The following is a 17,536-nucleotide window of genomic DNA, read 5'->3' as shown; positions in this document are numbered from 1 at the left end:
TTGCCAACTACATCGCCCGATCACTCCTCGAAACCGGCGGATTCAGACCGCGATTACACCCTCAAATGCGATGAGCCGCTTAATTGTCATGCCCGAATTCCGGCAATTCTCTTCACTACGAAAGGAGGTGAACCTTGGCCAAGCGCCTCAAGGACCTGATGGTCTTCAACGGCAAGCCCGTCGTCAAAGACAAGACCCTCTTCAACGGACAACTGCTGGATCAACGCCGCGAAGATGTCTACGTCGTCCTGCACCAAATGGGCATCATCCGCTAAGTGTCCCCCACCATTGCACTTCAGGAGGGACTGATGGCACACATCGGACCGTTCGCCTCGGAAGCCCACGCGGCTATGCGTGGGCTTCCGCCTTTTAACGGGCCCGAGTTGGGACGGGCTGTCCTGGCCGGATCCCCTCCCCCGCGCCTGGCCGGATCCCGTCCCCCGCGCCTGCGCTAAGCTCGATTCCATGCAGGAGACGAAGCCGCACAGCCAGGAAAAACGTGCTCGCTTTGTGGTTCCCAGCCGTAGTGATTCCTTGCTCAGGAGCTTCACCGAGTTGATCGGAGGACCCCTCGGGCAGCGGTCCTCGCCTGGAGCGGTCTCCCCGGGATTCTTCACGGTTGAACGGGTCCTGATTATCCTCACGATCGTTGCGGCACTCCTGTCGATACTGATCAAGGGCTATTGCCGCGTTAACGGCTGGCACACTCCGCAGCAGTTCTACGCCACCTGCTACTCGGATTTCCCCGAACTTTTCAGCAGCCGGGGCCTTGCAGATGGCGTGTTTCCGCTCTTCGACCAGAAGGCCCTCTTCGAATATCCCGTGATCACGGGGCTGATAGCGGGTATCACTGCATGGCTCGTGCCAGGGCGCGGTGCCAGCCCGGACCGGATCCTTGGCTATTTCGATGTGAATGCCACGCTGATTGCGGCCATGTGGATCGTGGTTGTCCTGGCCACCGCACGCATCAACCGGCGCCGGCCGTGGGACGCGGCCATGGTGGCCCTGGCGCCCGGGATTGTGCTGGCCGGAGTCATCAATTGGGACATGTGGGCGGTGGCCATGCTTGCGGTGGGGATGTACTTCTTCGCTAAGGAACGTCCCGTCCTGGCCGGTCTGTTCATCGGTTTGGGGACGGCAACCAAGCTCTATCCGCTGCTCATACTGGGCGCAGTTCTTCTGCTCGCGCTACGCACCGGCCGGCTGCGGGTCCTGTTTGTGACCACCCTGGCCGCGACGGTGGCTTGGTTGGCAGTCAATGTGCCGGTCGCAGCGGTCAATCCGGCCGGCTGGCGCTACTTTTTCGACTACACCCGCGATCGCCCCGCGGGTTACAGCTCGCCCTGGTTCGCCTACAACCTCGTTGCGGAGCGACTTCAACTGGTGCAGCTTGGCCCGGAAGCCATCAATGCCCTGGCGATGGACATGTTCCTCATTGCCTGCGTTTTGATTGCTGGATTGGCGCTGACAGCGCCACGGCGCCCGCGGCTAGCCCAGTTGACGTTCCTGATAGTGGCGGCCTTCATCCTGAGCAATAAGGTCTATTCGCCGCAATATGTGCTCTGGCTAGTGCCATTGCTGGCTTTGGCGAGACCCAACTGGCGCGATTTCCTGCTCTGGCAGGCCGCCGAGGCGTTGCATTGGACCGCCACATGGATGTATCTGGGCCAGACGAGCAGCGGCGGGGCCGCGCAGAACAATATCGATATGCCGTATTACGTCATGGCCGTGATGCTACACATGGCCGCGACGGCATATTTGATGCTGCGGGTTGCGTGGGACATCTGGGAACCCCATCTGGATCCCCTCCGAGTCCAGGGGGTGGATGATCCTCACGGTGGTGTGTTCAACGGGGCCCAGGATTGGTTCCGGATAGACCTCAAGAGTCCGGCGGCATCAGTGCTGCCTTGGCGGAGGGCGACTGTGCTCTCGGGTGCGTCCCGGGCGACTGACCACGCCGCGCCGCCCGGGCACGACTCAGTGCCGTCTACGCACGGCGAGGCCGAACGCGATGGCTGAGGTCGCCGTCGTCGGCTCCGGACCGAACGGCTTGGCCGCAGCGGTAGTCATGGCCCGCGCGGGACTGGCTGTACGGGTCTACGAGGCCGCCGAGACGATCGGTGGGGGCACGCGGACGGCAGAACTGCTGGAACCGGGGCACGTCCACGACGTCTGTTCCGCGGTCCATCCGATGGCGCTGGCTTCGCGTTTCTTCCGGGAATTCGAACTCGAGCGGCGCGTGGAGCTGCGTTTGCCTGAGGTCCAATACGGAACTCCGCTCGACGGCGGCAGGGCAGCCCTCGCGTATCGCTCACTGGAGCGGACCGCTTCTGAACTCGGGGCCGACGGAGCTGCGTTTACGCACCTGTTGGGACCGCTGGTGGAGCGGCTCGGCGGGGTGCTGGACGTGACGCAGAACCAATTGCTGCGGATGCCTGCCGATCCGGTGGCGGCGTTGCGACTCGGCCTTGCAACCTTGGAGCAGGGTTCGCCGTGGTGGAACCGGCGCTTCGCCGGGGATGCGGCTCCCGCACTCCTGACCGGGGTCGCGGCGCACGCCGTCGCTCCCCTGCCTTCGCTCGCTGCCGCGGGGGCGGGACTCCTTCTGGGTGGGTTGGCTCATGCCGGCGGGTGGCCCATTCCCGTTGGTGGCTCCGTTGCTATTGCGGAGGCCATGGTCCGGGACATCGAGGCCCACGGCGGAGTGATTGAAACCGGGGTGCAAATAGACGCACTGCAAGAGTTGCGTCCCGCGAAGGCGATCCTGCTGGACGTTGCGCCCCCAGGACTGCTGCGCATGGCGGGTGCGGCGCTTCCCGATCGCTACCGGCGGTCGCTTGAAACATTCCGTTTCGGGAATGCAGCGTGCAAGGTCGATTTCATCCTGTCCGGGCCGGTGCCTTGGGCAGCTCCGGGGCTGGCAGCCGCCGGGACAGTGCACGTGGGTGGCACGCGCGCCGCCATGGCCGAGGCCGAGAACTTGGTAGCGGCCGGCCGACATCCCAAGAAGCCCTACGTCTTGGTGGCCCAGCCCTCCATCGTGGATCCCGGGCGGGCTCCCGCTGGGCGGCACATTCTCTGGTCCTACTGCCACGTACCCAAGGGTTCGACCACGGACATGGCCGAGGCGGTCATGTCCCGGATCGAGGAATTCGCGCCGGGCTTCCGCGACGTGGTGGTTGGCTGGAAGACGACGACGGCGGCAGGCTTGGCCGGCTACAACGCGAACTATCTAGGCGGCGATTTCAGCGCGGGCGTTATGGACATTCGAGGGCTCGTGCAGCGTCCCGTGCTCTCTCCGGTACCGTGGCGGACCCCTTTGCCGGGGGTGTATTTGTGCTCCTCGTCCACGCCCCCAGGACCCGGAGTAACAGGAATGCCCGGGTATCACGCTGCCAAATATGCCTTGAAGGACATGTTTGGACTGCAGGTACCCGGGCTGGGTTTGGGCGCGTAACCCCTCGACGCTCGCTCACGTATCTGCCCTTTTTCCTCGACGCTCGCTCACCTATGCCGTCGAAATCCGAAACGCTCGCTCACCTATGAGGCCGACCGGCGGATCGCTCCTGCAGATGATCTGCAGGAGCGATCGGTGCTTTTCCCTCAAATGTGAGCGAGCGTTGGCAAATGGGCCGTTATACGTGAGCGAGCGTTGGGTTAGTTGGCTGCCGTGAAGCGGGCCCGGCGGTGGGCAGGAGTTTCGATTTCGTCCAGCATGGCTACGGCGTAGTCCTGGGTGGAGATGGTGTTGCCTGCTGGGGAATCCTTGGCAGTGGAGTACTTTCCCGTGCGCTCACCTGGCTGGATGACAGGCGCGGGTGCGAGCACTGTCCAGTCCAGGCTCTCTGGAGCTTCCTTGACGGCGGCGAATGCTGCGGCCGCCGTGGTTGCTTCGGCCTTATAGGCCTCAGGGAAGTCGGGCGAATCGAGGAGGCGAACGCCGTCGATCTCCAGCGTGCCTGCTCCGCCCACGATCATGAGGCGGGTGCCTTCTGCGTTGCTGTAGGCGGTGTCCATTGCCGCAAGCCACTCTCCGTGGTCGCCGCCGGTGCGGCTCGGCCCGGTGGCGAGGATGACGGCGTCGTGCTCTTTGGCGATCTTCGCAAAGCTCTCGCCATCAGCGAGATCGGCAGCGAAGGCCTTCGCTCCGGCAACCTCTGAGCCCTTGCGGGAGATAGCGGTGACTTCGTGGCCGCGGGTGAGGGATTCGTTGACGATCTGGCTTCCGACCATGCCTGTTGCGCCGTAAACTGCGATTTTCATGACTCTCCTTGGGTTGCTATCCTTGCAATATCAAAACAGTATCTAATTGATACTGATAGCTTCAAAGGAACTTAGTTACCTCATGGATACCAACGACCTGCCGGCAAACGTCCTCGACCCTGATTGTCCGTCCCGGGTGATCTTTCAGCGCATCGGTGACAAATGGGCTTCGTTGGTGGTCCAGGTCCTCGCGGACGGTCCCATCCGTTTCTCCGAGCTTCGCAAGATGGTCCACGTCGTGACGCCGAAGGTGCTGACCCAGACCCTTCGCACCCTTGAGCGCGACGGTCTCATCACCCGGACTGTCCACGCGCAGGTGCCCCCGCGCGTGGACTATGAACTGACCGAGCTTGGAGCTTCCCTGCTGGAGCCTTTGACCCTGCTGCGTCTCTGGGCGGAGGACCATGTGCCCAGCATTCTCAAGGCCCGCGATGCCTATGACGATGCCCAGGACGAGGCTGTCATCGGGGGCTGACCGTTCGCGCTTTCGCCCAACTGACTTGCATTTGTTGGCGTTTTGAGGGCTCAGAACGACATCTAATGCGAGTCAGTTGGGTGTCCCGACGGGGACGCCCGCACCGAGGCGCCCGTCCCGCATGGTCGCGACCGAATCGGTGAGCGGCAGGAACTCGGTGTCGTGCGTGACCATGACGGTCGCCGTCGCGAACTCGTCCGTGACCTCGCGCAGCAGCCGCACGATCGATTCACTACGCTCGTGATCCAAGGCCGCGGTCGGCTCGTCGACGAGCAGCACCCTGGGTTGGCCCATGAGCGCCCTCGCGATATTCACGCGCTGCCGCTGGCCTCCCGAGAGCTGGTGCGGCCGCTTAGTGAGAGAAGGCCCGAGCCCGACGACGTCGAGCAGTTCCGTAGCGCGCTTGCGGGCCGCTTTGGCCGGCTTCCCCCGGAAATGGTCGCCGAGGATCAACTGCTCGACGGCGGTCAGCGAAGGCAGGAGGTTGGGTTGCTGGAAGATGATGCCCACCTTTTCCCGGCGCAGGGCAGTGAGTTCGGTGTCCTTGAGTCCTGTGGCAACCGTGCCGTCGACAATAACGAGCCCGGAACCCGGCCGGACCAAAGTTGCCGCCACCGCGAGAAGCGAGGACTTCCCGGAGCCGGACGGGCCCACGAGGGAAAAGAATTCGCCGGCGTCCACGCTGAGATCCACGGCATCCAGGGCCTTGAGGGTGGAATCGCCGTCCGGATACTCCAAGGTGACGTTGACGAGGTTGAGTACGGGGTTCATTGATATGCCTTTCGTGGAATATTAAGTTTCGGGGCTGGCCTAGTTGCCGCCGAGGGCAATAAGCGGATCCACTCTGGTGATGCCGCGTACTGCCAGCGCCGCACCGCCAAGCCCAAGGAGCACGATCCCGGTGATCGGGACGAGGGTAGTTAGCGGGGTCACGAGGAACGGGGCCGCCTTGGCAGCAAAGAAGCCGCCCAGAACGCCAAGGCCGCCACCCAGTCCCGCGCCGGCGAGCAAGACGATTCCTGCTTGGACCAGCGCGTCCCGCACCACGTAGCCGGACGAGGCGCCCATGGCCTTGAGCACCGCGATGTCGCGCGTGCGCTGGACAGTCCAGACGGTCAGGAATGCAACGATGACAAGCGCGGAGATGCCATAGAGGAAGGCCTGCATGAGCATGAGGGAGCCGTTTTCGCTCTTGTAGGAGCCGAGGGCCTGGAACGAGCCGCTCGGGGTGGCGCTGACAGTGCCGGCCACCGCATTGGCGGCGTCAAGATCCACGGTGGCTCCGGCGTCGTACTCCACGGCAAGGACTGTCCCAATCGATTCCCCGGCAGGAATATGTGCGAGCTTCTGCCACGTAGCCCGGGAGGTCCAGACGACTCCGGTGTGTGAATACCACTCGTCCTGGGTGATGGCGGAAACCGTCAGACCCGTACCGCCTACCGTCACCCTGCTCCCGGTACTCAGCAAGAGTTCCTTCGCCAAGGACTCCCCGACCACCACCTCGCCTTCCTTCACCGCCACAGGTGAGATGCCGCCGTCGGCCCCGAAGACCGCCACGTTCGCAGTGCCGGCAGCATTATTGGCGGAATCGAGGGACTGGAACCGCGTCTGGCTAATACCAATGGCTTCGGCAGAGGCAACACCCGGCCGGTTCCGCCAAGCTTCGAGCTGCTTGTTGGAGACCTCCGATTCCGTATAGGAGGCCTTGGCCTCGCCTCCAGCCGGCGCGCCGAAGGCAATTTGCTGCACCGGAAGTGCGGCAATGGCCGACGTCGACTGGTTGCCTAGGCCCGCTGTAAGCCCGGAGAGCATGACGAGGAGGAGTGTGATGAGGGCGACGACACTTCCCATGAGGGCGAAGCGGCCCTTGGCGAAGCGGATGTCGCGTATGGCGAGAAACATGGAATTCCTTTGGGTCGGAGGCGATCTTCTGGTCCTGTTTCAACTCTCCGGGCAGGGGGCGCGTGAAACATCGGGAAGTGGATGGACTCCTCCGGTCGCCTTGATTGACCCGCGGATCAACCATTCGGTTGATTGGGCCCGCATACCGCCGAATCGGGGTAAAAGTGTCGGCGGGCGAGGCTACGCTGGAAGGCATGCAGGGAGACGATTCGCCCCAACCCACGGCGCAGCCGCAGCCAGCGCCACATCAGCAGCCAAGTGGCTCGGCCATGATTTTGCGCGTCCTGCGCGTCAGCCTGCACGTTGGTTTTGCGGTGCTTCTCTTCGTGGCAGTCGTCAGGCTTGCGATCGCGGGCCTTTCGCCCTTCGCCACTTGGGCAGGCCTCGGCCTGGCCCTGCTGCTGGCTGCCGTCTACCTCTTGGGGACGGTCCTTGAAAAGAGGCACGCCGGCCATCCTGAGCGCTTCGATCCGAAGCCTTACGCGCGGTGGTGGCTCGCCGTCGTTGGTTTCCTGTGGCTGCTGCTCATGCTCATCAGTCCGGATTTCGCTTGGATAGCTTTCCCGTTGTTCTTCCTGCAACTGCATATCCTGCCGCGGCGCATCGCCCTCCCCGCGATTGCTGTCAGCACAGCACTCCTGATCGCGGCGATGTGGTTCCACAACCGTGGTGCCGGGGCGGATGCCCTGCAACTTGCCATGGTCCTCGGGCCTCTTTTCGGGGCCGCCTTCGCGGTTGTCACCGGCCTGGCGTATCGGGCGCTGTACGTCGAGGCGGAGAACCAGCGACTCGCCGCTGAGGAATTGCGCCGGACCCGGGCCGAGCTGGCACAAAGCCAGCACGACGCCGGTGCGCTGGCCGAGCGCGAAAGGCTCGCACGTGAAATACACGACACCTTGGCACAGGGATTCTCGAGCATCGTCTTGATGGGGCGCTCGGCGGAGAAAGCCCTCGACGCCGGTGACAACGCCGCGGCCCGCGATCGGCTCAGGACTGTCCGCGAGACAGCGGCCAGCAACCTGGCGGAAGCCCGCAATTTTGTCCGGGGACTGGGGTCCCCGGAGCTGGTCGAGTCCTCGCTCGCAGACACGCTGCGGCGCCTCTGCACCAAGACCGAGGCTGAGGCGGCCGCACGCGGAGCTACGTTGCGCTGCCGTTTCGAGCTCCAGGGCACGCCAGTGGCGCTGCCCAACCCCTACCAGACCACCTTGTTGCGCGCGGCTCAGTCTTCCCTGGCGAACGTGTGGGCGCATGCCCAGGCGAGAACCGCCGTCGTCACCCTGTCCTTCCTGGATGCCGAGGTAACCATGGACGTGTTCGACGACGGTGCGGGCTTCGATCCCGCAGCGGCCGCTGCCGCGGCAACCCGTGGCGACGGAACCGGCGTCGGGCTCAAAAGCCTGCGCGAGCGGCTAGCGGCCCTGAATGGAACGCTCGACGTCGAGTCGGCTCCCGGCGAGGGGACCGTGGTGGCAATCCGGCTGCCGCTGGGCACTAGCAACGCAGCCCTTGAGGCGTCCCCATGACCAACAACATCAGGGTTTTGCTGGTTGACGATCATCCCGTGGTGCGGGCGGGGCTCCGGGCCATGCTTGCCGACTTCGAAGGAGTCCAGGTCGTGGCGGAAGCGGCCGACGGCGGAGCCGCATTGGCGGAACTCTCGAAGCTCCACGCCCTCGGCGAACCGGTGGACGTAGTCCTCATGGACTTGCAAATGGGCTCGGGGATGGACGGCGTCACCGCCACCGGCAAGATCAAAGCCGGTGAGGCGGGGACTCCCCCGCCGCCGGTCCTGATCCTGACCACATATGACAACGACGCCGACATCCTCGCCGCAGTGGAAGCCGGAGCCAGCGGATACATGCTCAAAGACGCTCCACCTGAGCAAATCCGGCAGGCCGTGGTGGCTGCGGCCGCGGGTCAGACGGCCCTTGCGCCCGAGGTTGCCGCGCGGCTCATGGGCAGGATCCGCAATCCGGTGCACGCCCTGAGCGCGCGTGAAGTCCAACTCGTGGAACTCCTCGCCACCGGAATGAGCAACCGTGCGATGGCGAAGCAACTCTTCATTTCCGAGGCCACGGTCAAGACCCATTTGGTGCACATTTACGGCAAGCTGGGTGTCGACAACCGGACCGCGGCCATCGCGGCGGCAACCCAGCGCAGGATCATCCGGAGTCAGTAGGGTTGGCGCGCAGCCTGGGTGCCTGTCGGACCCAACTGACTAGCAGTAAGTGTCGTTTTGACACCCGAAAACGACACTTACTGCGAGTTAGTTGGGCGAGGCCTGATTCATGAGCGCCTCAACCATCACAAAAGCGCAACGTGCTGTGATTTGTATCATTCCTGTCGGCCCGAGAAGGCATAATGGCGCAAATGGGGAAAACCAAGAATCTTGTCCTGGGGCTTGCCGCCCTGATGATCGCCGGCTCGCTGGCCGCTTGTGATGACGGCCGCTCCGGGGCGGAGGGCGCTGCCAAGCAGCTCGCGTCGTCCCTCGCGGCGCTCGACGTCGGATCGCTCGCCGTCGACGGCAAGGATGCCGCAGCGGCGAATGAACAGCTCAAGGCGGTGTTCGCGGCCCTCGATCCGGCCAAGCCTTCGGTTGAAAGCGGCGCGGTAAAGCTCGATGGCGACAAAGCCTCGGTTCCGCTCAACTTCACGTGGAAGATCGGAACTGCGGAGTGGAAGTACACCTCCCAGGCCGCCCTGAAGAAATCGGGCGACAAATGGGCCGTCCAATGGAATTCGGCACTCTTGGAGCCGGATCTTAAGGACGGCGAGGTACTGGACAAGACTGTCATTGCGCCATCCAGGGCCGAGATCCTTGGCGCAGGGGACGCGAAATTGATCAGCTACCGTCCAGTGGTTCAGGTGGGCATCGACAAGACCGCGATTGGATTGGCGGATCCCGCGGCTTCGGCGGCGAAGCTCGCGCAACTGGTCGGCGTGGACGAAGCCGCGTATGTGAAGCAGGTCCAGGCGTCCGGCCCACAGGCATTCGTCAGTGCCATCACCCTGCGTCAAGAGGGCCGCACGATCACTGACCAGCAGATTGCTGCGATTCCGGGGGCCCGTGGCATTCCTGATTCCCTGCCTTTGGCACCGACGCGTACCTTCGCCCGCGCCGTGTTGGGTAGCGTCGCTGAGGCAAGCGCCGAACAGATCCAAAAAGCCGGGGGTGCCCTCAAGGCGGGAGATGTCGTCGGGACCGGCGGCCTGGAGGAACAATACGACAGCCAGCTCCGTGGCCAGGATGGGGTCTCCATCAAGGCCCGGCCGCAAGGCATGACCGACGACCAGATCAAGGCCGCGAAGCCCGACCCCCGCCGGGTGCTTTTTGCCGCCGACGCCAAGGCCGGCGATCCGCTGAAGACCACCCTGGATCCGCGCCTGCAACAGCTCGCCGAAGACACCTTGGCCGGGGTCGGCCCGGCCTCGGCAATTGTGGCGCTCCGCCCCTCCACCGGCGCCGTCCTGGCAGCAGCCTCCGGGCCCGGAAGCAACGGCTACAACACGGCAATGCTGGGCCAATACGCTCCGGGTTCCACCTTCAAGATCGTCGATTCCCTCGCCTTGATCCGCAATGGAATGACGCCGGATTCCAAGGTGGAATGCACGCCGACAATTACGGTGGACGGCCGGACCTTCAAGAACGCCGAAGGCTATCCGGCGTCGTCTCTTGGTTCTGTTGCTTTGCGTGACGCTTTCGCGCATTCGTGCAACACGGCCTTCATCAGTTCCAGGGACAAGGTCAGCCAAGCCCAGCTCGAGTCGGCGGCAACTTCATTGGGAGTGGCAGTCCAAGCCCCGAAGCTGGGGGCCGATGCCTTCCTGGGATCCGTCCCGGGAAACGCCGACGGCACCGAGCACGCAGCTTCGATGATCGGCCAGGGCAAAGTGCTGCTCTCTCCCCTCGCCGCAGCTATCATGGCCGGTTCGGTGGCACACGGCGCGCCGGTGTCGCCGCAACTCGTCCTGAACCCCGGCGCAGCCTCACCCTCCGCGGGTGCCACACCGACGGCGTCCGGCGCGCCGTCGTCGTCGGCCTCCCTCTCCGCGCCAGCGTCTCCCGCCGCGCCGGCGTCCGACAAACCGGTCACCCCGGCGGAGGCAGCAGCACTTAGCGACATGATGAGGGCTGTGGTGACCTCCGGCCACGCCGGTTTTCTCGCCTCGGTGCCGGGGGCGCCCGTGGGCGCGAAGACCGGGACGGCCGAATTCGGAAACGACAACCCGCCCAAGACGCATGCCTGGATCGTTGCAGTGCATGGAGACCTCGCCGTGGCAGTGTTCGTGGAAGACGGCGGTCTCGGTGCAACAACCAGCGGCCCGTTGCTCAAGTCGTTCCTGACCGCGGCCGGCTGAGCGTCGCAGACCGCTGACCCACCACCGTCCGATCAGCGCCCTGTGAGCATGGGTCAGTTGCAGTGGTACATGGAGGGCATGAGGCACGCGCGCCTGGCGGCCGTGTTCGGCGTGATCGGAATCTTCTCATTGGGCGTTGTTTTCGGACCCTTGGCCATTATGCAGGCTAAGAAAGCCGAGGGATTCGGGGTAGCGGCCCAGGATGGAAAGATCCTCGGTTGGGTGGGGATCGGCCTGTTCATCTTATGGGTCCTGTTTTTCGTTGCCTACATTGTCCTGTTCGCAGCGATCATCGCGAACTTGCCACACACCCCGTACCCGGGCCGCACCGGCTCGCAACGGAACATTTCCTGACCGCGGCAGGCCCAGCTGCGAGGGATATCGCCGCGATATGTGAGCGAGGGTCGCCCGAAAGGGGGCGATATGTGAGCGAGCGTCGCAGGGGGGAGGGGCGCCCTCTGGACAGGTATTTCCGGCGGGTGCACACTTAATTCAACGCTTGTTGAATTAGTTGCGGCAATGAAGTTCAACTCCGGGAGTGGCCATGAACCAGCCTGAAAGCACCACATGCGTCGTTGTGGGTGGCGGTCCCGCGGGCGTGATGCTCGGACTCTTGCTGGCAAGGGCAGGCGTCGAGGTCACGGTCCTCGAAAAGCATGCCGACTTCCTGCGCGATTTCCGCGGCGACACCGTCCATGCCTCCACCATCCGGCTCTTGGATGAGCTCGGGCTGGGCGAAGGATTCCGGGCCTTGCCGCAAAGCAAGCTCGGCAATTTCAAACTCCCGGCGGGCGGCAAGGAGGTGACCCTGGCCGACTTCGACCGCCTCAAGCCGCCTTACGATTACGTAGCCATGGTTCCGCAGTGGGACCTCCTGAACTTCCTGGTGGACGCCGCCCAGCAGGAGCCGCAGTTCACGCTCCGGATGAACACTGAGGCCACGGACCTGCTGTACGACGACGGCGGGAAGGTCGCCGGGGTGGCGTACCGCACCCGGGACGCGGCAACCGGCGTCGAAACCGGGACGGGGGAGCTTCGCGCGACGTTGACGGTGGCATGCGACGGCCGCGGCTCGGTGCTCCGGCAAAAGGCAGGACTGGTCCCCCGCGAGTTCCCCGTGCCGTTCGACACCTGGTGGTTCAGGCTCTCCCGGCACGCGGACGAGCAGGAACAGTTGGCCTCGATCATGCCCCGCTTCTCCGGTGCCGATGTCCTCCTCAGCCTGACCCGCAAGGATTATTACCAGATCGCCTACATCGCGGAGAAGGGCAAGGACCCGCAATTGCGCGCAGAAGGGGTGGAGAGCTTCCGTGCCCGCGTGGCCCGCATCCGCCCGGATCTCGCGGACCGCGTGGACGAAATCAGCTCGATGGACGATCTCCATTTGCTCGACGTGAAGCTCAATCGGATCAAGCCGTGGCACAAGCCCGGTCTGCTCCTCATCGGAGACGCCGCCCACGCCATGTCTCCCGCGGGCGGTGTGGGGATCAACCTCGCCATCCAGGATGCCGTCGCCGCTGCCCAGCGCATCGCCCGCCCATTGCTTCAAGGCACCCTTGGCGAGTCAGATCTCGCTTCGGTGCAGAAGCGGCGATGGTTCCCCACCGTGGTGATCCAGAATGTGCAGCTTGTCATTCAGAAAGCGGTCTTCGGTCCCGCTGTGAAAGGCCGGTTGATGGGCCCGCCGAGTCCAGTGGTCTTTGTCGCGCTCCACGTTCCTTGGTTCCGGAAATTTCCAGCACTCATGATCGCCTTCGGCCCGCGGCCGGAGCACGCCCCCGATTTCGCGCGCCGGAAGTCCGCCGTGACGCGGAAGCCGGTGTGAACAGGGGGCGCCGCCCCGGACAAGTGAGCAGCCGGGACGCAGTTCTCAGGGCGGCCCGCGAACAGTTCAGCCGCAAAGGATATGACGCCGCAACAGTCCGGGCCATCGCGGCCGAGGCTGGCGTGGATCCGTCCATGATCAACCATCATTTCGGCACCAAGGAGCAGCTGTTCATGGCTGCGCTCGAATCACCCGTGGATCCCAAGGACCACGTGTCGGCTGTCTTGAACGGGCCACGGGAGGACGTCGGGGAGAGGCTGGTGACACGCTTCCTGACCGTGTGGGACTCGCCAGCGGGGGCAGCCGGCGTCGCGGTTTTGCGCACGGCGATGCAGCACGAGTGGAGTGCCGCACTGGTCCGCGAGTTCATCCTGAACCGCGCTATCAAACCGCTTCTCGCGGGCCTGGGGGTGCCTGCGGAAGAGGCCTCGTGGCGCGGAAACCTGGTGGCATCGCAGCTTTCCGGACTCATCCTGACCCGCTACCTCGTTAAACTGGAGCCGATCGCCTCGGCGCCGCACGCCGTCGTCGTCCGGGCGTTGGGGCCGACAATCCAGCGGTATCTCACTGGCACGGTTGGTGCGGAGCACCTGGGCGGCTGAGGAGTCCCCCGCGGTCCGTGGGAAGATTGAACGCGTGGCCCATATTGACGTTTCAGGCATCGACTACTTCCTCTCCGACGGCACCCAGCTGCTCAACGGAGTGACCTTCAAGGTCCCGGACGGCAGCAAAACAGCCCTGATCGGGCCCAACGGAACGGGAAAGACCACCCTGTTCAAGATCATCGCGGGTGACCTTACGCCTGACGAGGGAGTGGTAGGCCGTTCCGGCACGATGGGCATCATGCGCCAGTTCGTCGGCCAGGTCCGCGACGAATCCACCGTCCGTGACCTGCTCGTTTCCGCTGCGCCGCCGGCCCTCGCCGCGGCCGCCAAGGCGGTCGAGGACGCCGAGCTCGCCATGATGGAGCACGACGACGAGCCCACCCAAATGCGGTACGCCCAGGCGATCGTGGACTGGGGAGACGCCGGAGGGTACGACGTCGAGACCGTCTGGGACGAGGTCTGCATGGCCGCACTGGGCATCCCCTTTGACCGCGCACAGCACCGCCCGGCGTCGAGCCTTTCGGGCGGCGAGCAAAAGCGGCTGGTGCTTGAGGCGCTCTTCTCCGGACCTGACCAACTGCTGCTCCTCGACGAACCGGACAACTACCTCGATGTTCCCGGCAAGCGTTGGCTCGAAAGCAAACTCAACGAATCCAAGAAGACCGTCTTCTTCATCAGCCACGACCGCGAGCTGCTCAACAATGCCGCAGGCCGCATCGTGACGCTGGAACCCGGCATCAACGGCGCCGGCGCCTGGGTGCACGGCGGCGGCTTCGGCACCTATGTGGACGCGCGGATCGACCGCAATGCGCGATTCGAGGAACTGCGCAAGCGCTGGGACGAGGAGCACCTGAAGCTCAAGGAACTCGTCATCATGTACAAGACCAAGGCGGCCTTCCGCTCGGACATGGCCAACAAGTATCAAGCTGCGCAGACGCGGCTCGCCAAGTTCCTGGAGGCCGGGCCGCCCGAAGCCCTGCCGCTCGAGCAGAACGTGCACATGCGCCTCAAGGGAGGCCGGACGGCCAAGCGCGCCGTGGTGGCTGAAAAGCTTGAACTCACGGGACTGATGAAGCCGTTCTCCACCGAGATCTGGTTCGGAGACCGGGTCGGCGTGCTGGGTTCCAACGGCTCGGGAAAGAGCCACTTCCTGCGGCTCCTGGCCGCCGGTGGCACCGACCCGGAGCGCGAACATTTGCCGGTTTCCGACGTCGAAATCGCTGAAGTTCCGCACGAAGGCACCGTCAAACTGGGTGCCAGGATCCGACCCGGATTCTTCGCGCAGACCCATTCCCGCCCGGACCTCCTGGGCCGGACGCTCCTGGACATCCTGCACCGCGGTGACGAACACCGTTCCGGGCTGGGCCGCGAAGCCGCTTCGGGCGCGCTCGACTCCTACGGGCTGGTGGGCTCGGCCGAGCAGAAGTACGAGTCGCTGTCGGGTGGGCAGCAGGCGCGGTTCCAGATCCTGCTCCTCCAGTTGTCGGGCGCCACGCTACTGCTCCTGGACGAACCCACGGACAACCTGGACCTGCACTCGGGCGAAGCCTTGGAGCGCGCGATCGACGCGTTCGAGGGCACCGTTCTTGCCGTCACGCACGACCGTTGGTTCGCGAAGTCCTTCGACCGTTTCCTCGTCTTCGGATCCGACGGCAAAGTCTACGAGTCCGACGAGCCCGTCTGGGACGAGTCGCGGGTAGAGCGGGCGCGCTGACTTCCAGCCGACTTCGTCCGGGGGCCGAGCCCGGGTCCCGATGCGGGCCCGGGAACGCACGACGCCGTCCCGCGCCTTCGAACCCTCGCTCACCTATGGCGTGTGATCGCGGAACGCTCGCTCACCATTGGTGAGCGAGCGTCGGCCGAAAGTGCCCCATAGGTGAGCGAGCGTTTGAGCCGTTCGGCACGCAGGGTGCCTGCCGGCTCACGCGACCGGTTTACACACCCCACCCACGCGGCCATATGATCACCAAAGATGATGAAATGATCATTTCTGGATAGCATATGAGCATGAGGACTGCTGACCGCCACCGGCTCATTGGCGAGCTGCTGCGAAAGCGCGAAGAGATCACCGTTGACGAACTGGTTGCCGAATGCGGGGCATCGGGGGCCACTATTCGGCGCGACCTGGAAATCCTCGCGTCCCACGGTGTCCTGCGCCGGGTGCATGGCGGGGCCCGCAGCCTCGTTGACCGCGGCGACAACCCCGGCTACGGGCAGCGCGAACTCGAGGACCAGGACGCCAAGGAGAGAATCGCCGTCGGTGTCGAACGGCTGCTCCGCGACCGCGATCACGTGTGGTTGGACAGCGGTTCCACGGCAACGGAGATCGCGCGCCGGCTCGCGCAGCGTGAACTGACCATCATGCCGATGTCCCTACGCGCGGTGGAGTTCCTGGCCACGGACCTTCCCTCTGGACGGCGTCCGGGCCTCCTGTTGCCCGGCGGCAGCCTGGTTCCCGGAGAGCAGTCGTTCCGGGGACCAATGGCAGAGGCCAACATCCGCTCATTGCGCTTTGATGCCGCCATCGTGACGCCGTGTGCCATCAACCTCAAGGACGGCCTGCTGGCGCACGATCTCGAGGACGCCGCGATCAAGCGGGCAGGCTTGGAATCGGCCAGCCGGGTGATCGTGGCCTGCACAGGAAGCAAATGGAATGCACAGGCCGTGGCCTTGGTTGCAGCCATGGACGCGGTAGATGTCATTGTGACGGACCGGAAGCCAAGCACCGAAGAACGAACCCTACTTGAAAATCTCTCCGTGGAAGTTGTGATCGTATGACCACCAGCACCCGAACCGCTCCGAACGTCAAGGCCGCGGCAATCGCCACTTTCCTGGTCTTCGGCATGAACGGGCTGGTATTTGCCAGCTGGGCGGCGCGCATCCCCGCCGTCACCCAGACCCTGCACCTGACGTCCGGGCAGATGGGTACCCTCCTGCTGTGCACCGCCGTCGGGTCCCTTGTGGCGCTGCCCTCCGCGGGGTGGGTTGTCGGCAGGATCGGTACGGCCAATACCGTCCGCGCAGCCGGGCTGCTGGCCGCCTCGGCGGGAGCGGCTATTGCCTTCTCGCTGATGGCTGGATCCGTGGCCGGCACCGCCCTGGCGCTGTTTTTCTTCGGTGTGGGAGTCGGTCTGTGGGACGTTTCGCAGAATATTGAGGGGGCCGACGTCGAACATCGCCTCGGGCGCACCATCATGCCGCAGTTCCACGCAGCCTTTAGCGGGGGCGCCTTTGTGGGTGCGCTGATTGGTGCATGGCTTTCCGAGATAGGCGTCGGACTTCCGGAGCACTTGCTGGTCATTGCCGGCGTCGTGGTTCTTCTCACCTTGACCGCGCCGCGCTACTTCATGCCCCACGAGACCACGGGAACGGCGCCCGACGACGGCGCGCCCGCCGTGAAGGGTCCCTCCGCCTGGCGGGACTCCCGCACCCTGTTGATCGGCGTCGTGGTCCTTGGGGCGACCCTGACGGAAGGCGCCGGAAACGACTGGATCGCTAAGGCATCGGTGGATGGCCTGAATGCTTCCGAATCGACGGGCGCTCTGTTGTTCGCGCTCTTCGTGGCGGCGATGACCTTGATGCGTTTCGTTGGCGGCCGTGCGATCGACCGGTTCGGACGCGTAGCCGTGCTGCGGGTCAGCATGGCCGCCGCAGCGGTGGGCCTGGCTCTCTTCGTTTTCGCGGGCAACCTCGTCCTTGCCGGGGTGGGTGCGGCCCTTTGGGGTATCGGCGCAGCCCTGGCCTTCCCGATGGGCATGTCCGCTGCTGCCGATGACCCGAAACACGCGGCCGCACGCGTCTCGGTGGTCTCGACCATCGGTTATGTGGCGTTTCTAGCCGGCCCGCCGCTTCTGGGATACCTGGGTGACCACACCGGCATCCACATGGCCCTCCTTGCGATCGGCGTACCGATCCTGATGGCCCTGTGGCTGGCCGGCGCCGCGAAGCCTCTGGCTAAAAGCAACTGACTCGCAGTTGTTGTCGTTATGACGCGTCAAAACGACAACAACTGCTGGGCCCACGCCGCCAGGGTTCCCTGGCCGAGGGCCCACAGCCGCAGGGTTCCCTGGCTGAGCTTGCGAAGCTAGGGGGCGGCTGGGG

The 17,536-nt window shown here is 64.6% G+C and carries 16 protein-coding genes; 13 read left to right on the top strand and 3 right to left on the bottom strand.

Annotated features, from left to right (window positions below):
* Positions 1–134 precede the first annotated feature (134 nt).
* From AC3WJU_RS21415 to AC3WJU_RS21405, 3 genes are all read left to right on the top strand, one after another.
* Positions 135–275: a hypothetical protein gene (locus AC3WJU_RS21415; protein ID WP_172465581.1), complete on the top strand. Its 141-nt coding sequence runs from the start codon at positions 135–137 to the stop codon at positions 273–275.
* Between the two features lie 190 nt (positions 276–465).
* On the top strand, positions 466–2,019 hold the full coding sequence (locus AC3WJU_RS21410) for a glycosyltransferase family 87 protein (protein WP_306963423.1): 1,554 nt from the start codon (positions 466–468) through the stop codon (positions 2,017–2,019).
* Positions 2,012–3,457: a phytoene desaturase family protein gene (locus tag AC3WJU_RS21405; protein WP_441432831.1), complete on the top strand. Its 1,446-nt coding sequence runs from the start codon at positions 2,012–2,014 to the stop codon at positions 3,455–3,457. Before AC3WJU_RS21410 ends, AC3WJU_RS21405 begins: the two co-directional genes overlap by 8 nt.
* 200 nt (positions 3,458–3,657) lie before the next feature.
* Here the strand turns inward: AC3WJU_RS21405 and AC3WJU_RS21400 are convergent, their stop codons facing one another.
* Positions 3,658–4,263 carry an NAD(P)-dependent oxidoreductase gene (locus AC3WJU_RS21400; protein WP_492260803.1) on the bottom strand — a complete coding sequence of 202 codons (606 nt, stop codon included), beginning with the start codon at positions 4,261–4,263 and terminating at the stop codon, positions 3,658–3,660.
* Positions 4,264–4,345: 82 nt separating this feature from the next.
* On the opposite strand from AC3WJU_RS21400, the gene AC3WJU_RS21395 reads away from it, so the two are divergent.
* Positions 4,346–4,738: a winged helix-turn-helix transcriptional regulator gene (locus tag AC3WJU_RS21395; protein WP_284988547.1), complete on the top strand. Its 393-nt coding sequence runs from the start codon at positions 4,346–4,348 to the stop codon at positions 4,736–4,738.
* 72 nt (positions 4,739–4,810) lie between these two features.
* Here the strand turns inward: AC3WJU_RS21395 and AC3WJU_RS21390 are convergent, their stop codons facing one another.
* Both AC3WJU_RS21390 and AC3WJU_RS21385 read right to left on the bottom strand, forming a co-directional pair.
* Positions 4,811–5,509: an ABC transporter ATP-binding protein gene (locus AC3WJU_RS21390; protein WP_492260802.1), complete on the bottom strand. Its 699-nt coding sequence runs from the start codon at positions 5,507–5,509 to the stop codon at positions 4,811–4,813.
* Positions 5,510–5,548: 39 nt separating this feature from the next.
* On the bottom strand, positions 5,549–6,640 hold the full coding sequence (locus AC3WJU_RS21385; RefSeq protein ID WP_492260801.1) for an ABC transporter permease: 1,092 nt from the start codon (positions 6,638–6,640) through the stop codon (positions 5,549–5,551).
* 269 nt (positions 6,641–6,909) lie between these two features.
* Between AC3WJU_RS21385 and AC3WJU_RS21380 the strand changes: the two genes are divergently transcribed.
* The 9 genes from AC3WJU_RS21380 (at position 6,910) to AC3WJU_RS21340 (ending at position 17,403) form a co-directional block, all read left to right on the top strand.
* Entirely contained in the window at positions 6,910–8,166 is a 1,257-nt protein-coding gene (locus AC3WJU_RS21380) for a sensor histidine kinase (protein ID WP_284988544.1), read from the top strand.
* Complete coding sequence (locus AC3WJU_RS21375) at positions 8,163–8,822, top strand: response regulator transcription factor (protein WP_284988543.1); 660 nt, start codon at positions 8,163–8,165, stop codon at positions 8,820–8,822. The genes AC3WJU_RS21380 and AC3WJU_RS21375 overlap by 4 nt, the downstream gene beginning before the upstream one ends.
* 191 nt (positions 8,823–9,013) lie before the next feature.
* A complete protein-coding gene (locus tag AC3WJU_RS21370; RefSeq protein WP_492260800.1) occupies positions 9,014–11,005 on the top strand; it encodes a penicillin-binding transpeptidase domain-containing protein in 1,992 nt (663 codons plus the stop codon).
* A gap of 48 nt (positions 11,006–11,053) precedes the next feature.
* The gene (locus AC3WJU_RS21365; RefSeq protein WP_492260799.1) at positions 11,054–11,359 is read left to right on the top strand and encodes a hypothetical protein; all 306 of its coding nucleotides are present in this window, start codon (positions 11,054–11,056) and stop codon (positions 11,357–11,359) included.
* A gap of 190 nt (positions 11,360–11,549) precedes the next feature.
* A complete protein-coding gene (locus AC3WJU_RS21360; protein ID WP_492260798.1) occupies positions 11,550–12,830 on the top strand; it encodes an FAD-dependent oxidoreductase in 1,281 nt (426 codons plus the stop codon).
* A 23-nt stretch (positions 12,831–12,853) separates the two neighbouring features.
* Positions 12,854–13,432 (top strand): TetR/AcrR family transcriptional regulator, encoded by a 579-nt coding sequence (locus tag AC3WJU_RS21355; RefSeq protein ID WP_492260797.1) that lies wholly within the window; start codon positions 12,854–12,856, stop codon positions 13,430–13,432.
* Positions 13,433–13,466: 34 nt separating this feature from the next.
* Positions 13,467–15,149 (top strand): ABC-F family ATP-binding cassette domain-containing protein, encoded by a 1,683-nt coding sequence (locus AC3WJU_RS21350; protein ID WP_284751030.1) that lies wholly within the window; start codon positions 13,467–13,469, stop codon positions 15,147–15,149.
* A 293-nt stretch (positions 15,150–15,442) separates the two neighbouring features.
* Positions 15,443–16,213, top strand: coding sequence for a DeoR/GlpR family DNA-binding transcription regulator (locus tag AC3WJU_RS21345; protein WP_306963444.1), 771 nt, complete (start codon positions 15,443–15,445; stop codon positions 16,211–16,213).
* The gene (locus tag AC3WJU_RS21340; protein WP_492260796.1) at positions 16,210–17,403 is read left to right on the top strand and encodes an MFS transporter; all 1,194 of its coding nucleotides are present in this window, start codon (positions 16,210–16,212) and stop codon (positions 17,401–17,403) included. Before AC3WJU_RS21345 ends, AC3WJU_RS21340 begins: the two co-directional genes overlap by 4 nt.
* Positions 17,404–17,536 lie beyond the last annotated feature (133 nt).

The organism is Arthrobacter sp. FW306-1B-F12A (assembly GCF_058781865.1).
Note: the sequence above shows the minus strand (reverse complement) of the source record. Positions and strands in the feature narration are given on the sequence as shown.